We start from the raw sequence: 24,871 nt of genomic DNA, 5'->3' as shown, positions 1-24,871 counted from the left end.
AATAAAATTAATCGTAGATTTAAGCAGGAGTGTTGCAAACGAACATTAATTAATTATTTATTTATGATTTATTTATTAAGCGGTTTGATTAATATTTAATATAGCATTCATAAATATTTTGCAAACAATAGAAAATTATCTATTATTATTATTAATGTTTGTTATAGGACTCATATTTGATTTTTGAAATCTACGTAGGGTGCGTTAGGCGTAACGCACCACTTATTCGTAAGGAGTGCGTTACGCGCCGCGATAACACACCCTACTGTACTATTATTAATATTTGCTATGACATAATAGAAGATTATTCTACTTTCCTAAATCAAAGCGGATTGCTATAATAGAGAATCTAGCGAGTATTATATATTCAACCTTCTAGATATTTTTGCAATAATTGTCGTAGTTTCTTAACTTGAAAGCTTTCGGTCAACTGAACGATCTGCTGAGCAAAATATAGATATTTATCGTTTAACTTTTCTAATTGATAGGCTACAGTTAAAATTTTATCGAGATCGCCTTTTTTGACGAGTTCGTATAGTTGAGTCAAGATATCATCTGGAGGCAGCTCGGTTTGATGAAGCTGGCTAGCGTAGTCGTGAATTGCCAATAATTTTTGATTTTCTTGTTGTTCGTAAATCCAGGTTAAATTTAAATGCGATCGCAACATTTCCAATAAAACTTCTGCTTGTATTGGTTTGGGTAAAAATTCATTGGCTCCAGCAGTTAAACTACGGTATTGATTGGTTTCAAATACACTAGCAGAAGAGGCGATCGCGACAATTCCAGAAAGTTGCTCTGAGACGCGAATTCTCTGTAACATTTCAAAGCCATCCATCAGTGGCATTACTAAGTCAGTAATAATGAGATCGGGATGAAATTTATCCGCTTTTTCTAAACCTTCTCGACCGTTTTCAGCTTCTGCTATTTCAAATCCAATTGGCTCTAAAAGACTGATTAAAACAGAACGATTTTCCCAGCGATCGTCAACCACCAAAATTTTCTGTTTGTTACCATGAAAACCAACAATTTTACTTTGAGACCTTAGCCTAGCTATGTCCAACCATCTTGTAGTTTCAGTCAATTCTAGATCGAAGCAAAAAATACTACCTTTTCCTATTTGACTAGATACCTGAATGGTACTCTTCATCAAAGAAACAATCTTTTGGGTAATTGCCAGTCCTAAACCACTTCCTTGCGCTTGGTATTTATTATCTCCCGCTTGCTCGAAGGGTAAAAAAATCTTTATTAATTGTTCGGCTGTCATGCCTACACCAGTATCCTCGATTTGAAACCTTACCTGATAATTTAAATTTTCGAGTTTTCGGCTTTTAACTATAAATTTAACTTCCCCGCGCTCTGTAAATTTAATTGCATTACCGAGCAAGTTAATTAATACCTGTCGCAAACGCTTCTCATCTGTATAAATTCCAGAAGGTAATTCGCCTTCGGAACTATAAACAAAATTAATTTTCTTTTGCTCGGCACGAACGCTAAAAATTTCTACTACCCCTTGTAGAAAAGAAGGAAAATGAAATTCAATGGGATAAAGCTCCATCTTGCGCGCTTCAATTTTTGAAAGATCGAGAATCTCATTAATTAGGGTAAGGAGATGATTGCCACACTGAGAAATAATACTAATTCCTTTATGTTCTTGCTCTGTAATTCTTGAACGTTGGAGAATTTGAGCGTAACCTAAAATCCCATTTAACGGAGTCCGTAGTTCATGGCTCATATTAGCCAGAAATTCACTTTTGGCTTGATTCGCAGCATCAGCAGCCTCTTTTGCTAATTGTAGTTGGAGAGTACGTTCGCTCACGCGCTGTTCTAATGCTTGATTTGTCTTTTCTAAAGCTGCAAAAGATTCTTGCAATTGTCCTGCCATTTTGTGAAAGGACTTAGCTAAAATATCGAGTTCTTGAATACCTTTAACTGTGACTGTTTGCGCTAAATTTCCAGCAGCAATTTCCTGACTGGCTCGACTCAGCTTTAAAATTGGTTGAGTAATCCAACGAGAAGTATAAACACCAATTGCTGTAGCGATCGCTAATGCTCCCAAACAGAGCAATATTGTCGTACGAGTGTTAACGTTAATTTGTGCCATGAAATCAGATTCAGGCACAACGACAACCACTAACCAGTCCAAACCGTATTTATCTTGCCACGGTGTCACTCGGACGAACTGGCGATTTCCTTTTAGCACATACTCTAGCTGTTGGCTATGTCGAATCTGTTTTAGGCTGTCAAACTTAGTTTGTAAATATCGTGCTGTAGATTGAATTAAGCGATCGCGACTGTTGAGGAAATTAAGACGCTGTGCTTTGCCATTAACAATAGTATATGGCGGTTCAGAACTCGAACTTCCTACGACTAATCCATTCCGTTCGACAATGAAAATTTTTTCTGACTGGCTCACATGTATACGGCGCAAGAAATCCCCAATCTGAGTTAGGCGCAGATCGGCGCTAATAACTCCTAGCAATGCTTTATTTTTGTTGTAAATTGGATAGCCAGCCGCAACCGATAAAATATCTGGATCGCTATCCCAAGCATAAACCTGACTCCAAGTCGGTTTACCTACTCGCGCTGTATCTTGAAAAATAGCCTCCGATCGCGGATCGTAACCTGATATAATCTCAATTAACTTAGTACGATTGCCACGACTATCTGTAGCATATACGTAACCTTTTCCTTTGGTAGCTGGAGAGACTTCATCAATTACAGCCTTCTTGGGATTTTTGTAATAGCCAGCTGCTGCATATTCACCTTTTATTGTTGCATAAGAAATGTAGCCAACATTAAATACCTGCAACTGTTTCCAGAAATAATGTTCTAGGCTGGGATAGTTTTGCAAGTTCAAATGTCCTAGTTCTACCGCATCGGCGTTAATTTTATTAATTTGATGTGGGGTAGCTAGATAAGTGTTAAGGTGTTCGTTAACAAGTCGGCTAGCTTTTGTCATTAGCTGATTAGCTAGGTCGTTTATTGTCTGTTGGCTATTTCGGAAGGAGAAATATCCTACTAGTCCCACAGCAGCAAAGATTTGGAACACAAACGGCACGACTAGAATCAGGCGCACTGGTAGCTTTTTAGAATCGGTAGTAATGGAATCCCGCATAGTCTACAACTTTCATAGATGAAAGATTCTTCTATCGACAATAAAATTATTCTACGGAAATAAATAGCTCCTAACGAGCGTTCTATATAAAGCCTTATTCATAAACCTATTTGGCTGCATAAGTGAGAAATTTTCACTTGCTTTTAATATTTGCAGCTAGAAATTAAAGTCATTTAGTACTTTAGTTACGATCTTCTCTAAAATAAGGTTAAATAATTAACACTAAAAAAAGTAAATATTCAACCTCAAAAAAAGCGATCGACGATCGCGTTTGTAAATCTAGACATAAGCGCGGCAATCGATTCCTTTTCTGTGATAAATAAATTTTAGATAATTACAAAAAAGATGTTTACAAAATAGCTTAAATCAGTTATGATCTGCGCCAACCAGATAATTCTTTATGGCGTGACTTATGAAGTTATCTAAATTAGCCTTATTTGCCTGTCCCACGCTCATGGCATTGATACTTATAGCTCCCGATCCAGCTCAGGCTAGAGAAATTGTTACTCAACCTAACGATACCTCAAAATCGGTATCTCCTCCCTTAGTTGACATAGTATTCGATCGCCCAACTCCTAAACCTTTTACCAATGTTACAGAAACTCCATCAAAAGATGAAGTTCCGACTTTAGATTTCACTGATGAAGAGTCGCAGGCTGCAATTCAAAGATATGGCTGTGACTGTTCTAGTTGTATCGTTGCAGTTCAGCAATTACAAGGTAAGCTACCGCTTTGATAGTGTAGAGACGTTACATGTAACGTCTCTACAATTTTTAAATTCATTTTTTCGATTGTTTGAATTGACGTAAGATTGAAAAAGAACGATTTGCTACTGCTGGCTGGGTCAAAATACCTTGAGATGGGCTGAATAATAGCGCTAATACAAATAATCCTGAAACTACTAAGACAATTGCTGCACCAGAGGGAACATTAAAGTAGTAGCTAAAATACATTCCAGTGGTACTACTAAGAATCCCAATAACTGCTCCAAAAATCATCATTTGATGTAATTCTTTCACGAGTAAGTAAGCTGTAGCTCCAGGTCCAATTAAAAGCGAAACAACTAATACTATACCCACTGCTTGCATACTCGCAATAATTGTTAAGGTAATAGCAGCCGTTAAGCCTAAGTGAATTAAATTGACTGGAAGACCGACAGATTGAGCGCCTAAGGGATCGAAAGTATAAAATAATAATTCTTTGTAGAATAGCTTAACTAAAAGCAATATAATGATGGCGATCGCTAAGGTTCTCCATACATCAGTTGTCGTGACTCCTAAAATATCGCCAAAGAGAAACTGATGTAGGTCTAGTTTACTTTTGAGTGCGGTAATGAGTGTAATTCCTAATGCCAAAAAGCCCGAAAAAACTAACGCCATTGCGACATCAACTTTGATTCGAGACTGAGACTGAATCCAAGAGATGACAAACGTGCTGAGCGTACCGGAGATAAACGCACCGACAAATATATCAATTCCTAGAAAAAATGCGATCGCTAGCCCTGGTAACACTGCATGAGCGATAACATCTCCTAATAAACCCATCCGTTGTACGATTAAGTAAGTGCCGATAACTGAGCAAAGTATACCTAGTAAAATTGCTGTTACTAGCGCTAAACGCATAAATTCAAAACTTAGCGGTTCGATTAATAAGTTAGTCATTTGTCATTTGTCATTTGTTCGTGATGGCTACCAATTCCAAATTCCGAATTGACAAAATGCTGTCACCGTAGGCGCGTTGAATGTTGGCTGTTGTCGCAACTTCTTTGAGAGAACCATTGGCGATTAACTGACAGTTTAATAATAGAAGTCGATCGCATTTTATTAATGTCGTAGCAAGATCGTGGGTAATAACTAAGAGTGTTTTACCTTGCAATTTCAATTCGGAAAATACATCAAACATAATTGTTTCGGTTTTCTTGTCGATACCAACAAATGGCTCGTCAAAAAAGAATAATTCTGCTTCCTGTGCTAGCGATCGCGCCAAGAATACTCGCTGCTGTTGTCCGCCGGATAACTCCCCAATTTGTCTGTGACGCAGTTCCCACATCCCAACTCGATCTATAGCGGTAGCGACAATTTGCTTAGATTGACGATTGGGTTCGCGCCACCATCCCGTCTGTCTTGTCCGCGCCATCATGACAACGTTCCACACGGTCACGGGATAATCCCAGTCAATTTGCGTGCGTTGGGGAACATATGCTACTGCATTCAGCTGTTGTTGTAAGGCGCGATCGCGGTACTTTACCACTCCACTTACAGTCGGTACTAAACCCAACATTGCCTTGACCATCGTGCTTTTACCCGCACCATTAGGACCGATCGCGCCAACGATTTGTCCTGGTTGCAGGCGAAAACTGACATCTTCAACAGCAGATACACCTCGATAGCTGACGGTTAAATGTTGGACTTCTAACATACGCCTTCTTATAGCACAATGATAATCATTATCACTCAAGCTCGAAAAGAAGATGTTAAAGTTGTCTGTCAAATCTATAGCGACCTTTGCGATGGCACTCGGTCTAGCTGGATTGAATCTCAAAGGGGATGAGGCGATCGCGCAGAAAAATAACTTACCACTTGTAGTTGCAACTAACAGCGTTACCTGCGGATTAACTCAAGAAATCGCGGCAAACACCATAGACTTAAAATGTTTAATCGAGCCTGGTGCTGACCCTCACTTGTATCAACCGAAACCAGAAGATAGCAAAGCGATCGAGCAAGCGGAATTAATTTTGTCTGGTGGTTACAACTTTGAGTCTGGTCTAATTAAACTAATCAAAGCCACCTCTAACCCCGCACCTAAAGTAGCAGTACATGAGATTGGCGTTCCCAAACCCCAACAGCTTGAGGAAGACGGACAAACCGTTACCGATCCGCACGTCTGGCATAACGCCCAAAACGGTATTCGCATCGCCAATGCGATCGCTGACTCCTTGTCAAAAGCATTTCCGAATCACGCCACAAAATATACCAGCAATACTAAACAACTGACGGGCGAACTCAAACAAATCGATACTTGGATTAAATCCCAGATTCAGACAATTCCACTCGGGCAGCGTAAATTAGTTACTACCCACGATGCAATGGGTTACTATGCAAATGCTTATGGAATTCCAATTGAAGGAGCCTTGCAAGGAATTAGCACGGAAGAAAGACCTACAGCTGCCAGGGTAGCAGAACTCGTCAAAGATATCAGAAAATCTGGCGTTCCGACAATATTTGCCGAAAAGACAGTTAACCCGCAACTGATTGAAGCTGTAGCAAGGGAAGCAAACGTCAAAGTTGCAGAGCGAGAACTCTACGCTGATGGTTTAGGAGAACCAGGAACAGACGGCGATACTTACTCAAAAATGCTAGTTGCCAATACTCGCACGATTGTCGAGGGATTAGGGGGTAGTTATGCGGCATTTGAGGCTAAGCCTGTGCCGTATCGCTTCATAAAATAAACTTTCTTGACATTTCCCAAAAAATATGGTTATCTCTAGTAGACTTTTGGCGAAGAAAGCTCAGAAGGAGGTTGGGGCGTGTTTTATCGTTGTGCTGTGTTGGGAATTTTAGGGTTATTGGCTAGTGGCGTACCTGCTTACGGTCAAAGCTGTGAGTCGTTAAATGCGATCGGGGGTGATGGGACGCAGGTGAGAAAAATTGTTTCCGCACCAGGAATGCTGATCTCTCGGAATAACTACAATACCGATTTTGGCGTACCGGGTGGTGCTGCGTTCGATCGCTTCGTCGTCGATTTGATGCCAGAACAGACTGCTAAGTACAACATATCAGTTTACCTGAAATATAGCGATGGTACGAAGGATCAGTTCTATCGCAATTCTTCTGTGAGGCTGCTAGAAGGTCAGCCGCTAAAAATTGCAGCCATTCCCCGTCGCGACAATCAACCATATCAGGTGAATGTGAGAGTTGGAGATATCAGCACTACAGGTCGTAAATATTCGGTTTCTGTAGCTGGTTGTGTGGTAGAAGAGGAATTTGGAGATGCAGGCACTTCCGAAAGAGCGAACGATCTCGACAGAACGGAAAATACAGAACTTCCCCCTAGTTTTGAAGATCCTAACCGAGTCGAAAATACCGAACTCCCAATAACTCTAGAAGATCCTAACCAACTGCATTAGGGTGTAGTATCCCACACTCCACACCCTACACCCTCTCATAACGTTGCTGCTAGTTCCTTGAGGCGATCGCTACCATTGCGGAAAATCGACCAACCATCACCTACGAGTACGGTTTCAATACTATCGATCGCAGCAATGCGGCGGACTGAGGCTACAGCATCCGCTGTGTGCGTGAGCTTATTATCGGGCAAAATTGTCAGGCTACCAGCTTTGGGGGCGCGGATTAAGTCACCTGTAATTAAGGTATTACCTTCAATTAACAGTGCCAATTCCCCAAGAGTTTTGGAACCAGATAAAGCAAAAACTTGTAACCCTGAGACTAACTCATCCCCATCCATCAGCCAGCAGTCGCACGCAATGGGGAAGGTTTCTTTTTCACCTAATGGGGCAGCAATTTTCGCTCCGGTGACATGGGCGATCCCTTTAGCTGCCCTGATGTGGTCGGAATTCGTGATAATAATCCAAGCTGCACCACCAAAAGAATTGAGCCGAGCGAAATCGTAGTTTGATAATGCCAAAGGATCGATGAGAATATTACCTTTGGGGCGAATCCAAACAAAGCTATTGAAATCCATGTTTCGATCGCGGTCGAAAATCGACCATGCATACATATCTGGGCGATGCAACGATTTCATAAGCCATTCTCGATTGCTAACACTGATATTATTGGCAACTGAATTTAAGCTTAGGTTATCCTACCAGGGGAAAAGCAGCCGCGATCGCCCAACTGAAAAATAGAGAACATCCAATTGCATAAGCCCAAACATCTTTGACAGAGGCAGATGCGATCGCGAATATTGCCAAAAATAAGGGGAAGATAGGCAACAAGAGGAAGATAAAACCAATTTGGGGCAGCATTTGGATTGTTGCCAACAGTCCTATGACTAAGACTAAACTTTGTCCCAACCACCAAATAAATCGGGTTTTGATACTACTTTGTCTTTGGGCAATACCGGAAGCAAGCAGCCAGGGAAAACACAGCAACGATAACCACAGCCAGAGTTGCAAGCGAACGGGAACCAACCACCACTGTAACCAGACTATCTGTGCCATCGCCCCAAAAGCAACCCACAGCAGGAGAAACAGCCCTAAACCCAATCCCAATCCTGCTAGAGTCAAACGCGGTAAACGCAAGTTAGCCAACAGCCAGACGATACCAGCCGCATAAAACCAAATTCCCAACGCACCACCTACCAACACGCCACCTAAGCTGGCAATGTCCGTACTGCGGTTGATTAATGCGAGTATGCCAATTGCCCCTAAAGGACTCAAGATTAGACCGATCCAACTTTTGAGGCGATCGCTTTTACTAACTATGTCAGAATTGTGAGCCTGAATTGCTGCTTGAAACAGCAGATCTGATACTCCTCTTGCAGGAAAGCGCCGCCAAATTCTCGGTGGCTGACGTAATATCCCATGTGAGATAACTGGAGCAACAGCACCTAAGATCAGAATCCATGCAAATAAATGCACGCCATACCAACTCATGCGATTATCTATATAGTTGCTAGAGTTTTGAATGCCAAAACTGCGATCGAGCCAGGTTTTAGCAGCTTGGTGGCTAACTTGGCGAAAGAGAATGGTAATATGTTCGGCATTGGGGATGATAATGAGCGATCGCCCTTGACCTTCTCCCCCTGCTTGCTGTAATAACTGTTGGGCATTGACAACAAAACGCGGTTCCCAATCTCCCGCCTGTAGTTGCAAGTTAGCGGGAACCTGGGGTGTGACTGCGGCTTTAGTAGGAGAAATTGCTACTGTAGCAGTAAAGCGATCGCTTTGTTGAATTGCTGCTGTCATCGCCGCACCACTACCCATCGAATGCCCCAATACAGCGACTCGTTGCGGATCGACTCTAGGCTGAGCGAGTAAGGCTCTGTATGCAGTATCGAGATCGGCTTGGAGTGGCGATCGTGCCAAGGATTTATGATTAGCTCCATGCCCGCTAAAATCCCACAACATCACCGCATAGCCTGCATGAGCCAGCGTGTAGGCATAACCCAACATTAACTGCTTAGAACCTGCAAAACCATGAGCTATCAGTACTCCTGGCATTTTTGGCGATCGCACTGGTGCGACATACAGCATCGGTATGCCATCCCTAGAAAGAGATTGTACGATTAGCCCAGTTCTTGCAGCCGCAATTTGCCACCAGGAAAGTACGATGAGGAGTATTGCAATAATAAATAGAAATAAGCGTTGGCGAGTCACGATGAGCGGGAATCGTAGGAGCAGGTTCACTCAGAATATTAGTTGAGAACCGAGTTTTTTGGTGAACCCGCCCTTACGAAAGTAGAGATACGATCTTTGCCATAACTAGTTTTGAGCAAATGCGAATATCCGTTCTGCTGTTAGCTCAAATGTTGGAATTACGATTGATTCAATTCGATTTCCATCCGCAAACACTTTATCCTCGTACTGCCCGTCTACCCACTGACACACGGTAATCCGCCGTTCTTGAGGATCGACAATCCAATACTCGGCAACACCTCGTGCTGCATACTCCGTGCGCTTATATCGATAATCGCGAGTTCGGTTCTCATCACCAGGCGAAACGACTTCAACAATGAGAATTGGCGGTGGCATATCGTGAGTAATAATGTTGCGGGTTTTGCCTTGCAGTGCTGCGTATCCTTCTTCACTCAGCACAAGCAAATCAGGGAGCCGGACTTTGGCTCCTCGTCCGCTCACTTCAATTTCAACGTCTTTGAGGTTGAGAAGTGCGATCGGAACATATTTTGCCAATTCAAACATTAACAGTTTTGCAATCTGGCAGTTCTCATGCGATTCCGTCGGCATTTCTACTAATTCTCCATCCACCAATTCATAGCGCGTATCCGTACCATCGTCGTAGGCAAGAAATTCCTCAAACGTCAACCGTTTTGAAGTCGTAGAAATGCTCTGACTCATGGCTGCAACCCAAACTTGCTTTTCTCCATCATCCTCTCAAATTAGCGGTTCTGCCCATAAAGTTTGGCTGGGATGATGTCATTTCACTGGAAGGGAAGGCAAAGTGTCTGAGATGTTACCTTCACCGACTTTACCTTTCACGCTTTATATTGGCTTATAGCGGTGTTGCTAGTTACAGTTTCCTTTCCATATGAAAATGTTATTCAAGCAAATATTAAAGCGAATACTTGGTTTAGTACTGGTGATGCTCGTAGAAATGGCGATCGCCTGTTCTACCCCAGCCTTAGCCGCAGACGCGCCAAATGGAGCTAAAATCTTTGAAACTCAATGTGCGGGATGTCACATTAACGGTGGTAATATCATCAGGCGCGGCAAGAATCTGAAACAAAAAGCCTTGAAAAAATATGGCATGGATTCAGTAGAGGCGATCGCTAATATTGTCACCAACGGTCAAGGCAATATGTCAGCTTATAAAGATCGCTTGACAGCAGAGGAAATTCAAGCAGTCTCCGCCTACGTCTTGAAACAAGCAGAAACAGGCTGGCGCTGAAGAGGGGTTAGAGGTTAGGGGCTGGGGGCTAGGGAATAAAGAACGTAGCTTGTATCCCCAACAGGGTAGGATAAATCTAGAATTCGCGATTATTCCTGACTTCTGTACGGGCGGGTTTAGCACGAGATTCACGGGCTTTGGCAATCAATCCTCGCTCAAAACCCGCCCCTACGATAACTGATAATTGATTCAACATGGCGATCGCAATCGATTTTGGTACGAGTAACACTTGTATAGCCCGTTGGAATCCCGTGACGCAGCAAGCGGAAACTTTGAGTTTACCAGGCTTATCTCAGCAGTTGGGTCAAAATCCACCTCTGATTCCCAGTTTGGTTTATGTAGAAGATGCGGCAAGCGATCGCGTGTTAATCGGACAGACAGTACGCGATCGCGGTTTAGATTTAACTACCGATCCGCGATTTTTTCGCAGCTTTAAGCGCGGCATCGGTACGGATATTCAGGGTTTTTTGCCTCAACTGGATGGCGAGACGGTATCGTTTGAACGAGTCGGAAAGTGGTTTTTGAGCCAAATTATTGACAAATTAGCCACTCAAGCCCCTGAAGACGAGCAATCCTTAGTCTTAACAGTCCCGGTTGATAGTTTTGAAGCTTATCGCTTGTGGCTGGGTGAAATCTGTCGTGCTTTACCCGTGGAACAAGTCCGAATTTTGGACGAACCTACTGCTGCTGCTTTGGGATATGGCATGGCAGAGCGAGATAATTTATTGGTCGTTGATTTTGGCGGTGGTACTTTAGATTTATCTCTAGTTCGCTTAGATGGTGGAAATGCTGTCAAAAAACAGACGGGGTTTTTGTTGCAATGGGGCAAGAAATCTTTTGCTAAAACATCTGGACAGAAAGTAAAAACTGCCCGTGTCTTAGCAAAAGCAGGACAAAATTTAGGCGGAACTGATATCGATAACTGGATTGTCGATTATTTCGCTCAGGAGAGAGGATTAGCTGTATCTCCTTTAACAACTCGTTTGGCAGAAAGGGTGAAGATTCAACTTTCTAGTCAGGTGCAAGCCAGCGAAGTTTATTTTAATGATGAGACGTTTGAGAGTTACGAATTAGAATTAGACCGCGATCGCCTCACGCAAATTTTGATAGAACATCAATTTTTCGAGCAATTAGACGAGTCGATGCAGCAGTTATTACAACAGGCACTGCGACAGGAGATAGAAGTAACAGAGATTGATGCGGTATTGTTGGTGGGTGGAACAGCACAAATGCCCGCCGTGCAGACTTGGGTGCAACAGTATTTCCCTGCCGAAAAAATTCATTGCGATCGCCCGTTTGAAGCGATCGCCCAAGGTGCGTTGCAGATTTGTCAAGGCGTGGAAGTCAAAGATTTTCTCTATCACAGTTACGGTATCCGTTATTGGGACAGAAGAAATCAATGTCACAGCTGGCATCCAATTATTAATCCAGGGCAACCTTACCCGATGACAAATCCGGTAGAATTAGTTTTGGGCGCATCATTAGATAATCAGCCCAGTATCGAACTCATTGTAGGGGAGCTGGGGGCGGAGACTGGCGGAACGGAAGTATATTTTGATGGCGATCGCCTGATTACCCGCCGTTTAGATGGTGGAAAAAAACAGGTACAACCTCTTAACGACCGAGATGGGGCAAGGCAAATTGCCCAATTAACCCCACCTGGGTATCCTGGGAGCGATCGGATTAAAGTTCTGTTTCAAGTAGACGCACAGCGCTGCTTGCGAATGACTGTCGAGGATTTACTCACCAATCAAACTTTACTCGAAGATCGAATCGTAGCAGAATTGAGCTAGAGTTGTAGAGGCGCGAAGCGCCTCTACAAACAATTAATCGATTGAGACATCATCCCACTTGACATAGTCTCCCGAATTGCCAGTTCCCGAAGTCCCTAGTTCAACAACCGTCCAGTATCTCGAAATCGGGACTTCAATCTCTAAGTATTCCCAGCCATTTTTCTTGGTTGAGGTAGCTGAAATTTCGGCATCGCCATTTTGATAGTCGTAGCCTAATGCTTTCAGAGTTGCTGATGCCTTACCGTTGACATACACCCAAGCACCAATTTTGACTTTTTGTCCCTTTGGTAGCTGACCGACAATGCGCCGAACTCTCACTGGCGCATCTGGAGAAGCATTACCGTTATTGAGTTTGACATATCCGTTTCCTCCGTGCGCTCCGCCATTATCGTTACGGACAAAACTCACGTAGGGCGAAGCACCTTCAAGAATCCAGACATCGTTGCTATCAAACGGTATCCAGCCTGTTTCAACATTGTTGTCAGACTCAAAGTCGGCATTATTCAGAGCTTCATTTAAGCTCAAATCTTTGATTTGCTGATATGTCTTACTTGGGTTAAAACCTGGGGCAACAGCCCAGCTATCGTGACCGTCCAGATCGAATAGTAGTGCGTGGTCGTAACCAAACCGCTTCAATTGTTGTCCGAAATAAGCAAACCATCGACGGCGACAGTCTTCTGTTTCATACTGCGAACCGTTGCAATACTCGTTAATCGATCCCGATTCGCTGATTGCTAAAGGCTTGCGAATGCCACGCGATTCTAAGACTCGCCAAGGATGTCCGAGGCGATTCTCGGAAATTTGTCCGCCGTAGGCGTGCAAGCCGATATAGTCGCTCACCTCAGCAATCCCAGCATCTAACATTTCGTCTAACAGACCGGATTCAATTCCCATTACGGGCGGCGATTCAATTTTGATGTTCGAGTCAATTTCTTTCGCTGTTTCGTAGGCAATCCGCGTCATATCAACGCATTCTTGAGCTGACATCTTACCGTTACCGTAGTCAAGGTCGGGTTCGTTATCGATGATGTAGTAAGAAATCTTGCCTTTGTAACGCATCATGACGTTGCGAGCAAAATAACGGAAATTTGCCTTCCACTGCTCGTAGTTACCGTCTCGATTGACGTGCATCCGCGCCGATAGTACCAGATGAATTTTGAGTCCGGCGTTGAGATACCGATCGATGGCTGCATCTCTAGCTGACCAATTGAAACCAGCGCCCTCTGTGAAACCGCCAACACCATCCATCCCCATACGGGCGACTTCTAAATTTAAGTCCTTCGTGTGCTGGATAGAGCGACCGACATATTCTGGATCGGTGTTGTAGCCAGTGCCGTTATTAATTCCTAAGTAACTTGTTAGCGCCCGTGCTGGCAGAGTGTAGAGGAGAGCCGAGGCAACAAAAATAGAGGCAATTGTTTTAGGCTTTAGCGATCGCAATAACGATTTATTTTGAGCTAGGTGTTGAATCTTTTGGTGTAAATTCATCTTGTACCCTGATAAGTTGACAAGCGACTGCCAGCCCCATGCATCACTCAACGCAACTAGAATTTCGTGCGAGTGTGGGACAAGTCACGCAGATTTGCACTTGCTTTCGCCCTCAGCAGTTTTGATTAGAGAAATTGTTACTAGGGGCAGAGCGTTTAATTCAAATAGCTTTTCAAGTAGGTTAAAAACGCTTTATTTCAGTGCGGTTAAGCAATTGACAAGTGTAACGAATTGAATAAATTGTGAATCATTACACCTCATGCAAATCTAAGTTTTGACAGACGCAGATTGGTTACTTTACAGCAGCTTTAAAAAGCTAAACTAAACCTAAAGTATTCTTGCTCTAGTATCCATTCAAGCGAAAATTTACTGATTTATTGGGTAGGTAATTTTTCAGGGTAGATTGCAGCTATAGACTTGAAAGAACATAAAGCATAAAATCAGCCGAAATTCAAGCTAGTCAAGTAGAAAACATCAATAAAATACCTGTATTAGCTCGCCTAAAACAAATCGCAGATATGCTTAAAAGCCGATGGAGCAGAGGGTTTCATTCAGCGTGACACTTATCCAGTTGCGATCGCAAACTTACTAATAGTAGAATTACGGTAATTTTGACGAGTTGTTATAATTTTTTAACTATATGAAAATACAGTAGCGATCTGCAAGTCCTATTTAGACTGCTTTTCAACAATTTTTAATCAAATGATAGGTCACAAGTTGACATCCAATAATTTAGCTAAATATATCACTACTTGAATAAAAATTTTCCTTGTCTGAATTTCGGTAATTGCACTGAGTAATTTATCTTTGATTCAAAATACAACCAAAAACTCTATTTGACATGTGTTTGTTAACTGACTTTTTATAATCAAACATAAGTAGGATAAACTTTGCCTACTCTACACTTAAATTAGACTTTGCGCCTTTGCGCCTTTGCGTGACCCACAAAATCCATCACCGCCTATAAGCCAGAGCAAAACGCTCAATCCCTGCTAAATCCGCATAAATTTGAATATCAATATAACTCCCCTGCTGCTGTAACAACTCGCTTACAGTTTCAGCCTGTCCCGCCATCATTTCAATTAACCAAACACCACCCGATCGCAAAAAATTTGGCGCAGTTGCAATCAAATGATGAATGCAATCCAAACCATCTACACCACCATCCAAAGCTGAATGCGGTTCATGATTTGCGACTTCTGGTTGCAGTTGAGGAACCAATTTGCTAGGAATATAAGGCGGATTTGACACCATCCCGCAAACTTGACCTTGAAGAAATGCTAACGGCTCCCACCAATTCCCTAAATAAAACTTTAGCCGATCGCCATACCCTAAATTTCGAGCGTTACTTTGAGCAACTGCTAAAGCCGCAGAACTGAGATCGACAGCATGAACTTCAGCCGCCGGAAAAACAGCAGCTAACCCAATCGCGATCGCGCCGCTACCCGTACCCAAATCGACCCAATGTCCCCGTTCTAATCCAGTCACGAAACTTTTGTTAACCGCTTCAACTACCAGATCGATTAAAATTTCCGTTTCCGGTCGCGGAATTAAAACAGCGGGAGAAACTACTAGCTTAAAATCCCGCCAGGGCGTAGTCTGGGCAATGTATTGTACTGGTAAGCGTTCTTGCAACCGCCTTTGCCACAATCGATCCAACTCAGCTAAAGGTAACTTCAACTGAATTTGCGGTTGGTACTTATATAACTCCAGTCGCAGGGAAAGAGTATCTAACCCTGCGACTTCTTGCAGCAACCAATCTAGTTCTTTAGACGAGACATCAGCCGCGATCGCATCTATTGCAGCCTGCTGTCGCCATCGCCACAGTTCTAGACCAGATGTATTCATTTGGGTTGTTCGGCATTAAGGCTTTTTAGCTGGTTGGTTGGGTGCTGCTGGTTGAAGCGATCGCACGAAGTCAATTGATTCTTTGGGAGGAACCAAAACAATTTGACTTAAACCCTGGTCGTTGCGAGTTTGCATTGCTTGCAATACTCCCTCCAAATTGACAACTTGAATTTCAATTGTCGAAGCGAGATCGGGTTTCTGTTTCTTAAAGCGTTCTAGCATTGCCTGCAATTCAGTCTTATTAAAAAAGAAAGGAATGACTTGCTGATCTGCTTGTTTAATTGTGAGGTAGCCTTTTTCCTTGCCAGCTTTAGCGACAAATAACGGCGTTCCTTTAAATTGCTCCGGCTTTTGACCGCTTTGCTGTAGTAATGTTTTAGCAGCGTCAACCTGCTGCTGTCCTGGGACAAAGGCAAAGTTGGGAGAATTAGGCTTTTTCTTATTTGTTTGCTCTAGCTTGTAAACTTCTGCTAGAGAGACAGGCACAACTCTGACATTTTTCGCTAACTCTGGATTTTTCTGCTTCAGGCGATCGATAAAAGCCTGTGCGTCTTGGCGATTGATAAAGACTCCAGCGACTCCCGATTTATCTTTTTGATCTGGTACGGAAGCTACCAGTGGTGCGCCCTTATTATCCGTGATTGTAAACATTGGCACGGGTCCAAGCTTTTGCAAGATTTGTTGTTCTGGCAAAGCCAAGACTTCTAGAGCGCCCATTGTCGTCGTACCAATAATGGTACTTCCCACCACTCCTAACGTTGCACTCCAGCGAATCATCAATTTTATAACTGATTTCATGAGTATTCCTGACATCAATGACCAGATTGTGTTTCTTCCAGTGGTGGTAAAAATACCCACCCAACTAGTTGTAGTTATAGTAGCAGTGTCTTGGCAAGAGGGTTGACTCAACCAATGCGATCGCCACTGACTATTGCTGACGGCATAACTCCGCTCGTTGTTCGCGTTCCGCAAATATTTTAAGAATTAAACAGATTTGTAAATAGAAGGGAGCAGGGAGTAGGGAGTAGGGATTCGTAGGGGCGGGTTTTGAGCCAGGATTCATTGCCAAAACTCGTGAATCTGTTGCTAAACCCGCCCGTACAGGGAGTAGGGATTCGTAGGGGCGGGTTTTGAGCCAGGATTCATTGCCAAAACTCGTGAATCTGTTGCTAAACCCGCCCGTACAGGGAGCAGTGGCAAGAAAAGAGTCGGGTTCCACTAGCTATTCACAAATGACCAATGACAACCTTATGAAAGATCTCATCGCCTCAACCGTAAATCTAAATCGGGATGACAGGATTTGAACCTGCGACATCCTGCTCCCAAAGCAGGCGCGCTACCAAGCTGCGCTACATCCCGTAGCTGACACTCTTTCTAGATTAACACAAGTACCCCACAAATTAACTCAGAAGTTTAGATAAGATATTGAAAACTATGCATGGGTCTAGCTTAAGTAGAAGTGATATCCAGATTGACCCAAGTTTGAACTTCACCAGCAGGTTCGATATAAATCAGATCGGTTCCCGTATTTAAAGCATTGCGTGGAGCTGTCCAAGGCTCCAAACAATAGTAGTCCTTACCCTTAATTGTCCAGAAAACTAGCGTACCGTAATAATTACTGCTCCATGTCAGTTGTAAATGCTGAGAATTGTCGCTAACAGTCGCTTTTTGGTTTGAGATCGGTCGGAAAGCTAGATCGAGTTCTTCTTGCTCGAAATCAAAATTCCCGCTGAAGGCGTGCATTTCCTTAGTAATTTGATTTTGAAACTGAGTTGCTGGGATCTCAAATTTCAAAGCCGTTTTGTCAGCATCGGCAACTTGAAAATAAGGGTGTAGTCCTGTCGAAAATGGCATGGGAGCGGACGAGTGATTGACAAATCGCTGCCAGATTCCCAGCCAGTTACCTTTAAACTCATAGGTAAACTCTACTTGGAAGTCGAACGGGTAAACCGTGCGAGTTTGCTCGTTGCTATTGAGAACGAGCGTGAGGCTAGCACTATCGTCCTTAGCTTCAGAGTTTGTCACTTCCCAAGCTAAATCGCGGGCAAAACCATGTTGCTTCAGCGTGTATTGCTGTCCTTGATACGTATAGGTGTTATCCGGTAAGTTACCGCAGATCGGAAACAAAATCGGAATTCCGCCTCGTATGCTCATTTCAGGACGAGCAAACCGTTCTGCGTCCAAGTAGAGAATTTCTCGTCCCTGGACGCGCCAGTGGGTAATAATTCCACCTCGCTCTGGCACGACTTCCAACCGCGAATCAGTGGATGAGTCTGTTAGAACGTAGGTTTGGTATTGTTGTTTTTGCTGTGAAACTTCAAACACCTATTTTGTCCTCGCTTTTTGCTGTCACTTGTCAATAGTCATTTGTCATTTGTAACAACCAATGACGAATGACCAATGACCAATGACTAATTACTCGTCTTCGGCAAAAATGAAGCGATAAAGTTCGCTGGGATCGGGTTCGGGACTGCTTTCAGCAAATTGTACGGCTTCGTCAATGGTCTGCTGAATTTTGCGATCGATCGCTTTGAGTTCTTCCTGCTGGGCGAGGTTTTGCTCGACTAAGTAAGCTGCTAATCTCGTAATTGGATCGCGAGCAAACCAAAACTCTTTTTCTGTCTTGGTACGCAGCTCATCAGGATCGGCGAGGGAGTGACCTCGAAAACGGTAGGTAAGGGCTTCAATCAGAGTGGGTCCTTCCCCAGCACGGGCGCGGGCTACAGCTTCTCTGGCTACGGCGTGGACTGCTAGCACGTCCATTCCGTCTACTTCCACTCCCTCCATGCCAAACACGCTGGCTTTTTTATAAATTTCTGGCTGGGAAGTTGCCCGTTCGTGCGCCATCCCGATCGCCCACTTATTATTTTCGACGACAAATAAAATCGGTAATTTCCACAAAGCCGCCATATTTAGCGTTTCGTAGAACTGACCGTTGTTGCAGGCTCCATCGCCAAAAAAGCAAGCCGTCACTTGGTCAGCGGTTGCATCTCCTAGTGCTTCGCGACGATACTTAGACTGAAATGCTGCACCTGCGGCGACAGGGATGCCTTCAGCGACAAAAGCATAGCCGCCCAGCACGCGATGCTCGGCAGAAAACATATGCATCGAACCGCCACGCCCTTTACTACAGCCTGTAGCCTTACCAAATAGCTCTGCCAACACCTCTTTAGCGGGAACTCCCGCACTGAGAGCATGGACGTGATCGCGATAAGTGCTGCAAACGTAGTCTTCTCCCGGTCGCATTGCCCTGACTACGCCAGAAGAGACGGCTTCTTGACCGTTATATAGGTGAACGAAGCCAAACATCTTACCGCGATAATACATTTCGGCGCATTTATCTTCAAACATGCGCCCCAAAACCATATCCTCGTAAAGCTCCAACCCTTTTTCTCTAGTGATTTGGGCTGTAGCAGCGTGAAAAACAGGTAAAGTCCGCTCCTGAACCATTACTATGTAATACCTTTGCGATCGCTTAAATGAAATTATTTTTTAAGATAACCTGTTATCAGTTATCAGTTATCAGTTGTCAGTGAAGAAAGGGTGTGGGGTGTGGGGAAGTGGTAGTTGGTAGTTGGTAATTGGTAATTGGTTGTTTTCTCCCTCAGCCCCCTCATCTGGGCGACTCTCTCTTCTCCTCCCTACTCCTTACTCCCTGCTCCCTGCTCCCTCTATTAAGTAAAATTTCAGTTCGCAACGACTCAACGATCCATGCTTCAAGCTGGTAGATAAAATAACTTTGAGATTAAAATCCACAAGTTATCATATAGGCACGTTTTACTAAAATGGAAAAACGTTGCTGCTCGACATCTCGATATAAATAAACTACTAATTTTCTCACGGTGCAGGGGAGCTTAACTGTGCGCGTTCCATTAGATTACTATCGCATTTTGGGACTACCACCCAATTTTTTTCAGCCGATGAGTGCGGAACAGTTGCAACAAGCTTACCGCGATCGCACCGCGCAGCTGCCGCAACGCGAGTATTCGCTGACAGCGATCGACATTCGCAATCAACTCATCTCTCTTGCCTATCGAGTCCTGTCCGATCCCCAACAGCGACAGCGCTACGATGCTGAATATCGTGCCTCTGCCGATGAATTAGCAAATAGTGGGGTGATGAATGGTGCTGCGGATGGCGAACTTGATGAAGATGCGAACGCGCCATCTAAGCGTTTCGAGCGTAATTTTGAACTTGAACCTGAAACCGATCGCCTCAGTATTGAAATTGCTGACGAGCTGCTGATCGGAGCGCTGATAATTCTGCAAGATGCAGGAGAATGCGAACTAGTATTGAACTTAGGTCAGTCTTTCCTTAGCAATAGCGATCTTGAAGCAGATAGCGACGCTCAAAGCGATCGCCCTGATATTGTCCTAGCCGTGGCTCTTGCTTATCTACAACAAGGACGAGAACAATGGCAGAACGATCGGTATGAAAATGCAGCTGTTTCTCTCCAAGCAGGGTATAGCTTGTTAGAACGAGAAGGGCTATTTCCCAATACTGCGGCAGAAATTGCTGCCGACCTAGAGAAACTGCGCCCCTATCGCATTCTAGAATTAGTATCGCAACCCGAATCTCACATTGCTGAAAGGCAGCGAGGGTTACAACTGTTACAGGACATTTTGCGCGATCGCCATGGGATTGAAGGTACTGGCAATGATGGTTCGGGTCTGAGTATTGAGGATTTTCTCGGCTTTATTCAACAACTACGAGACTACCTCACAGCGGCAGAACAACAAAGTCTATTTGAAGCAGAAAGCCAGCGTCCTTCAGCAGTAGCAACGTATTTAGCTGTCTACGCCTCCATTGCCAGGGGGTTTGCGGCACGAATGCCCGCATTGATTCACCAAGCAAAAATCCTGCTGCTGCGGTTGGGAAAACGCCAAGATTTATATTTAGAACAAGCAATCTGCTCTCTGCTACTAGGTCAAACAGTAGAAGCAACTGAAGCCCTTCAACACAGTCAAGAAGAAGAACCTCTAGCCGTTATCCGCAAAAATTCTCAAGGTGCGCCCGATCTTCTGCCTGGTTTGTGTTTGTACAGCGAAACGTGGTTACAAACAGAAGTCTTTCCTCACTTTCGCGATTTGGCGACTCGAACGGCTTCGCTCAAAGACTATTTTGCCGATCCTGGCGTGCAGGAATACTTAGAAGCTTTACCAAGCCAGCCCGACTATGCGATCGCAGAATACCAGTTTGTCGCTCCAGCAGACCGCGCTACGGACGGAAACGAGCAGGTAGCAGCCAGAAACGGACAACGACAGGCGATCGCAGCTAGTGCCGCAACCAGCAGAGGAGCAGGGGAGCTAGGGGGCAGAGGAGATGAAAACTCCTCTCAAGGAACTGTGGCTGTGTTGTCCAATCCAGAGCCAGTGACGGCAAGCTCAAGTGCTACGAAGGCAACTTCTGGGGTGGAAAAAGCTGCACCACCTCGCCAGCGCCGCAATTCACAAAATCGTCCGCCACGGCGAGGGAGTCACGATCGTGGCAAGGATCGCCCCACTGGAGCGCTCGGCTTTGGGTCTCTCAAGCTCGGTCGTTTGGCAATACTGTTAGGTGGTGGAACTCTCGGTCTAGCTGTCTTGTGGTTTCTCACCAGTCAAATCTTCGCCTTATTCCACAGAACCGCAACTCCACCCATAGCCCAACAGCCACCTGTCGTCTCAGAACGACTAGTCGTAGAGTTGAACCAACCGCCTGTAGCAATTCCTCGACCGCAGCCAAAGCCAGCAGTACCCAAACCAGCGAATCTGAATCGGGATACGGCTGCTCCAGTCGTTCAAGCTTGGCTAGCGGCAAAAGCGGCGGCTTTTGGCTCGGAACACACAACAGATAAATTAAAGCAAATTTTGGTCGAACCAGCTTTATCTCAGTGGCAAAAGCGCGTTCAAGACGATATGCTCAATCGCCGCGTCCGGCGCTACAAGCACAGCCTTCAGGTCAATGGCGTGAAAAATGATCCAAAAAACAGCGCTCGCGCCCAGGTAGAAGCGACAGTTGTAGAAGTAGCCCAAGTTTACGAAAGAAACCGCCTGAATCGAGCTGCTTCTTATAATGAAAAGCTGCGCGTGCAGTACAACTTAGTGCGCCAAAATGGTAATTGGCGAATTCAGACTATGAAGGTGCTGAAATAGCAGTTTTAGCGATTAGCAATTGGCAATTAGCGATTAGGATTGTAACTTGTGGGGTTAGGGTTTAGCTTCACTTCTCTATTTACACTCGCATGTCGCTCAAATAGCTAACGGCTAACAGCTAATAGCTAATAGCTCAATATGACAGAAACTTTATTTCATGCTTACCTGCCCCTGATTGCGTGGACTGGTTTGGGGCTAATAATGCTTCGCCTAGTACCGGAGACTTTACCCCATTGGTTGGGTCGCGGTCTCTACTGGGTGGGAATTCCTTTGGAAATCCTGGCTTTGGCGCGTCAAACCAATTTTTCAGAGCCAGCGGGATTGGCTCCAGGGATTACTTTAGCAGCGATTGGCAGTGGGGTGGCGATCGCTTATTTGTGCTTAGTTGGCTTACAGCAGTTTGCCGCGCGATCGATAAATGCCAACATCTCAGGCTTTTTATCTCAGCCGTGGGACAAGCCATCTTACCAAGGCAGCTTTATTCTAGCTGCGGCGCTAGGAAATACGGGTTTTGTCGGATTGAGCATCGTCCCTACCTTTATCGATCCAGAGTACTTGAGCTGGATTGTGTTTTTCAGCATCACCCATAACATAGTTGGTGCTTACGGGTTCGGGGTACTGATTGCTAGTTATTTCGGTCGTTCCGAACAATCCCATCACTGGTGGATTCATCTGAGAGATGTTTTAACCGTACCGATTCTTTGGGTTTTTGCGATTGGTTATTTCACTCAAGATGTGGCGCTTCCACGTATCGTTGAGTCAGGCTTGCAGGGATCGATTGATGTTGTTATCGCCTGCGCTTTTCTATTAATTGGGATGCGCTTGTCTCAACTACCAGGATGGAAAAGCTTTCAACAAGGGATAATTCCAGCTGTATTGCGGGTCATCGTTATCCCTGGATTGGTGGGTGTAGCAACTACTTTTGTCTTGGGGTTATCGGGCGATCGCCGTTTGGCAATGGTGTTGATGTCTGGCGTTCCAACTGCTTTTGCCGGACTGATTTTTGCTGAAGAGTACGAACTCGACCGGACGACGATCGCCAGCAGTATTATTCTTTCTACTATTCTCTATCTTCTCGTCCTGCCTTTGTGGTTGTACGTGTTTGGGAATTAGGGACTCGATTGCGTACATGACGTTTGTAGGGGCGCAAATAAACTTTAGGGGCGCACGGCTGTGCGCCCCTACTCATAAAAATCTTTATGGCTGTCTGCCCAATTACGTGAAGGCGATCGCCACGTAATGTCATGAAAATTTAACATAGCTGAAGGGCTGCGCGATTGTCTTCGACGTTATGTCATGAATTTATGACATAACGATCCCCAAAAAACCGATACCTGCGTGGGATCGATTGAAATCGGTCTTTTAACAACGATCTTGCTAAGAGTTTTTTTGCTACAAATAGTAAACAAAGCGATCCCCGCGATCCCAAAAAAATACTGTCTGCCGCAAGGCAAAGATGGCGATCGGGGAAAAGGGAGAAGGGAGCTTCTCTTGCACTAATTCCGAATTCCAAATTCTGAATTCTTGCCTCGTTCCTGCTCCAAAAGCAAACGATGCACCGTTCAACAAATCGGAGGTCAAATTTATGGCGAAAGAACGCCCACCTCTAGACGACATGACACTGCGGCAGTTGCGTCGAGTTGCTAGCGAATATAGCATCTCCCGCTACAGTCGAATGCGTAAGTCGCAACTATTGGCAGCAATACAACAAGCCGAGCGTACTAAACTCTCTAGCACTCAACCGCGTAATCTGGAGGCACAAGAAACAGTGGAAGCAGCTAAATTTGAACTGGGACAAGAAGACCGGACTGGTGGTTCCTTAGCTGACGTGGATGAGGGTTTGGCGGATTTACCTGAAGGCTACGGCGAAAGCCGAATTGTGCTGATGCCTCGCGATCCGCAATGGTCGTATACATACTGGGATATTCCCAACGACCACAAAGAAGAACTGCGTCGCCAAGGCGGACAACAGTTGGCGTTGCGCCTCTACGACGTGACAAATATTAACATCGAATTTCAAAGCCCCCACAGCATTCAAGAATACCCTTGCGACGAACTAGCGCGGGAATGGTATTTACCGATCCCAGTGAGCGATCGCGATTACGTGGTAGATATTGGTTATCGCTGCGTTGATGGTCGTTTTCTAGTTCTAGCTCGTTCTGCTACCGTCCACGTTCCCCCCGTCTATCCTAGCGATTGGATTGAAGACCACTTCGTTACCGTCAGCATAGAAGAAGATCTGCGCGGTAAAACTGTATTTGAACTAGTTCCCCCTGCTAAGCGCATGGCAATGACAGCCAACGGTGCAACCGCTAGCAATCCAATTTATGACGAAATTTTCGGCATGGCTCAAGGTGCAGAAGCGCAGCGAGTTGCGGGTTCTCTGTTCGGTTCGATGCAGCAGGTTCCAGAACAAGCAATCAGTTCTTACGTCTTCCCCTCTGGCGTGGGAATGTGGGCAGTACCTACCGTATCTGGTTTAACCATGTCTGGCGTAGGTATGTCCGGCGTAGGCTTCTCCGCTTCTGCCGTTCCCATGCGTCCGCGTCAGTTTTGGTTAGTTGCCGATGCTGAGTTAATTGTCTACGGGGCAACCGAACCAGATGCAACAGTAACTATCGGTGGTCGTCCGATTAAACTCAATCCAGATGGGACATTTCGCTTCCAGATGTCATTCCAAGATGGGTTAATCGACTACCCAATTATGGCTGTGGCTGCTGATGGCGAACAAACTCGTTCGATTCATATGAAGTTCAACCGCGAAACACCTTCGCGCAATACCAATACTAAGGAAGAAGCCGTTCTCGAATGGTTGCCTTAGTTTAGATCCCCCCAACCCCCCTTAAAAAGGGGGGCATACAGATCCGCAAAAAACCCCGATCGCGATCGGGGTTTTTGTATGTCAAA

Annotated in this window: 21 protein-coding genes and 1 tRNA gene; 8 read left to right on the top strand and 14 right to left on the bottom strand. The window is 44.7% G+C overall.

Translation table 11 applies throughout. The features are described 5' to 3' along the window. Nucleotides 1–367 precede the first annotated feature (367 nt). Nucleotides 368–3,115: a hybrid sensor histidine kinase/response regulator gene (locus H6G17_RS12775; protein ID WP_192157626.1), complete on the bottom strand. Its 2,748-nt coding sequence runs from the start codon at nt 3,113–3,115 to the stop codon at nt 368–370. Nucleotides 3,116–3,527: 412 nt separating this feature from the next. Here H6G17_RS12775 and H6G17_RS12770 point away from each other — a divergent pair, with 412 nt between their 5' ends. Beyond that, nucleotides 3,528–3,851: a hypothetical protein gene (locus H6G17_RS12770; protein ID WP_192157624.1), complete on the top strand. Its 324-nt coding sequence runs from the start codon at nt 3,528–3,530 to the stop codon at nt 3,849–3,851. A gap of 43 nt (nt 3,852–3,894) precedes the next feature. Here H6G17_RS12770 and H6G17_RS12765 read toward each other — a convergent pair whose 3' ends face one another. Continuing rightward, nucleotides 3,895–4,776, bottom strand: coding sequence for a metal ABC transporter permease (locus tag H6G17_RS12765; protein ID WP_192157622.1), 882 nt, complete (start codon nt 4,774–4,776; stop codon nt 3,895–3,897). Between the two features lie 10 nt (nt 4,777–4,786). Further along, nucleotides 4,787–5,533, bottom strand: a complete 747-nt coding sequence (locus H6G17_RS12760; protein ID WP_192157621.1) for a metal ABC transporter ATP-binding protein — start codon at nt 5,531–5,533, stop codon at nt 4,787–4,789. Between the two features lie 52 nt (nt 5,534–5,585). Here H6G17_RS12760 and H6G17_RS12755 point away from each other — a divergent pair, with 52 nt between their 5' ends. Both H6G17_RS12755 and H6G17_RS12750 read left to right on the top strand, forming a co-directional pair. Beyond that, the gene (locus H6G17_RS12755; RefSeq protein ID WP_192157620.1) at nt 5,586–6,563 is read left to right on the top strand and encodes a zinc ABC transporter substrate-binding protein; all 978 of its coding nucleotides are present in this window, start codon (nt 5,586–5,588) and stop codon (nt 6,561–6,563) included. Between the two features lie 78 nt (nt 6,564–6,641). Further along, nucleotides 6,642–7,241 carry a hypothetical protein gene (locus tag H6G17_RS12750; RefSeq protein WP_192157615.1) on the top strand — a complete coding sequence of 200 codons (600 nt, stop codon included), beginning with the start codon at nt 6,642–6,644 and terminating at the stop codon, nt 7,239–7,241. A 35-nt stretch (nt 7,242–7,276) separates the two neighbouring features. Here H6G17_RS12750 and H6G17_RS12745 read toward each other — a convergent pair whose 3' ends face one another. The 3 genes from H6G17_RS12745 to H6G17_RS12735 form a co-directional block, all read right to left on the bottom strand. Beyond that, the gene (locus H6G17_RS12745; RefSeq protein ID WP_192157613.1) at nt 7,277–7,876 is read right to left on the bottom strand and encodes an MBL fold metallo-hydrolase; all 600 of its coding nucleotides are present in this window, start codon (nt 7,874–7,876) and stop codon (nt 7,277–7,279) included. 55 nt (nt 7,877–7,931) lie between these two features. Then, nucleotides 7,932–9,452 (bottom strand): alpha/beta fold hydrolase, encoded by a 1,521-nt coding sequence (locus H6G17_RS12740; RefSeq protein ID WP_192157611.1) that lies wholly within the window; start codon nt 9,450–9,452, stop codon nt 7,932–7,934. A gap of 105 nt (nt 9,453–9,557) precedes the next feature. After that, nucleotides 9,558–10,151 (bottom strand): Uma2 family endonuclease, encoded by a 594-nt coding sequence (locus tag H6G17_RS12735; RefSeq protein ID WP_192157609.1) that lies wholly within the window; start codon nt 10,149–10,151, stop codon nt 9,558–9,560. Nucleotides 10,152–10,347: 196 nt separating this feature from the next. On the opposite strand from H6G17_RS12735, the gene petJ reads away from it, so the two are divergent. Then, on the top strand, nt 10,348–10,701 hold the full coding sequence (petJ, locus tag H6G17_RS12730) for a cytochrome c6 PetJ (RefSeq protein ID WP_192157653.1): 354 nt from the start codon (nt 10,348–10,350) through the stop codon (nt 10,699–10,701). Nucleotides 10,702–10,895: 194 nt separating this feature from the next. Continuing rightward, a complete protein-coding gene (locus tag H6G17_RS12725; RefSeq protein ID WP_192157607.1) occupies nt 10,896–12,494 on the top strand; it encodes an Hsp70 family protein in 1,599 nt (532 codons plus the stop codon). 33 nt (nt 12,495–12,527) lie between these two features. Here H6G17_RS12725 and H6G17_RS12720 read toward each other — a convergent pair whose 3' ends face one another. The 7 genes from H6G17_RS12720 to pdhA form a co-directional block, all read right to left on the bottom strand. Next, on the bottom strand, nt 12,528–13,982 hold the full coding sequence (locus H6G17_RS12720) for a hypothetical protein (protein ID WP_192157605.1): 1,455 nt from the start codon (nt 13,980–13,982) through the stop codon (nt 12,528–12,530). Between the two features lie 954 nt (nt 13,983–14,936). Beyond that, on the bottom strand, nt 14,937–15,830 hold the full coding sequence (prmC, locus tag H6G17_RS12715; RefSeq protein WP_192157603.1) for a peptide chain release factor N(5)-glutamine methyltransferase: 894 nt from the start codon (nt 15,828–15,830) through the stop codon (nt 14,937–14,939). 15 nt (nt 15,831–15,845) lie between these two features. Beyond that, on the bottom strand, nt 15,846–16,628 hold the full coding sequence (locus H6G17_RS12710) for a Tic22 family protein (RefSeq protein WP_192157651.1): 783 nt from the start codon (nt 16,626–16,628) through the stop codon (nt 15,846–15,848). A 130-nt stretch (nt 16,629–16,758) separates the two neighbouring features. After that, nucleotides 16,759–17,049 carry a hypothetical protein gene (locus tag H6G17_RS12705; RefSeq protein ID WP_192157601.1) on the bottom strand — a complete coding sequence of 97 codons (291 nt, stop codon included), beginning with the start codon at nt 17,047–17,049 and terminating at the stop codon, nt 16,759–16,761. Between the two features lie 66 nt (nt 17,050–17,115). Then, nucleotides 17,116–17,189: transfer RNA gene (locus H6G17_RS12700), tRNA-Pro, on the bottom strand. Between the two features lie 90 nt (nt 17,190–17,279). Then, on the bottom strand, nt 17,280–18,155 hold the full coding sequence (locus tag H6G17_RS12695; RefSeq protein WP_192157599.1) for an aldose epimerase: 876 nt from the start codon (nt 18,153–18,155) through the stop codon (nt 17,280–17,282). 90 nt (nt 18,156–18,245) lie between these two features. Beyond that, on the bottom strand, nt 18,246–19,280 hold the full coding sequence (pdhA, locus tag H6G17_RS12690; protein WP_192157597.1) for a pyruvate dehydrogenase (acetyl-transferring) E1 component subunit alpha: 1,035 nt from the start codon (nt 19,278–19,280) through the stop codon (nt 18,246–18,248). 410 nt (nt 19,281–19,690) lie between these two features. On the opposite strand from pdhA, the gene H6G17_RS34625 reads away from it, so the two are divergent. Both H6G17_RS34625 and H6G17_RS12680 read left to right on the top strand, forming a co-directional pair. Then, the gene (locus H6G17_RS34625) at nt 19,691–21,964 is read left to right on the top strand and encodes an IMS domain-containing protein (protein ID WP_192157595.1); all 2,274 of its coding nucleotides are present in this window, start codon (nt 19,691–19,693) and stop codon (nt 21,962–21,964) included. A 138-nt stretch (nt 21,965–22,102) separates the two neighbouring features. After that, entirely contained in the window at nt 22,103–23,077 is a 975-nt protein-coding gene (locus tag H6G17_RS12680) for an AEC family transporter (RefSeq protein ID WP_192157593.1), read from the top strand. 279 nt (nt 23,078–23,356) lie between these two features. Here H6G17_RS12680 and H6G17_RS12675 read toward each other — a convergent pair whose 3' ends face one another. Further along, entirely contained in the window at nt 23,357–23,545 is a 189-nt protein-coding gene (locus H6G17_RS12675) for a hypothetical protein (RefSeq protein WP_206757157.1), read from the bottom strand. 4 nt (nt 23,546–23,549) lie between these two features. On the opposite strand from H6G17_RS12675, the gene H6G17_RS12670 reads away from it, so the two are divergent. Further along, nucleotides 23,550–24,785 (top strand): DUF4912 domain-containing protein, encoded by a 1,236-nt coding sequence (locus H6G17_RS12670; RefSeq protein ID WP_192157589.1) that lies wholly within the window; start codon nt 23,550–23,552, stop codon nt 24,783–24,785. Nucleotides 24,786–24,871: the final 86 nt, after the last annotated feature.

It is taken from the genome of Chroococcidiopsis sp. [FACHB-1243] (genome assembly GCF_014696895.1).
In the GTDB taxonomy this organism is placed as follows: Bacteria; Cyanobacteriota; Cyanobacteriia; order Cyanobacteriales; family Chroococcidiopsidaceae; genus Chroococcidiopsis.
This window is presented reverse-complemented; position numbering and strand designations above follow the sequence as displayed.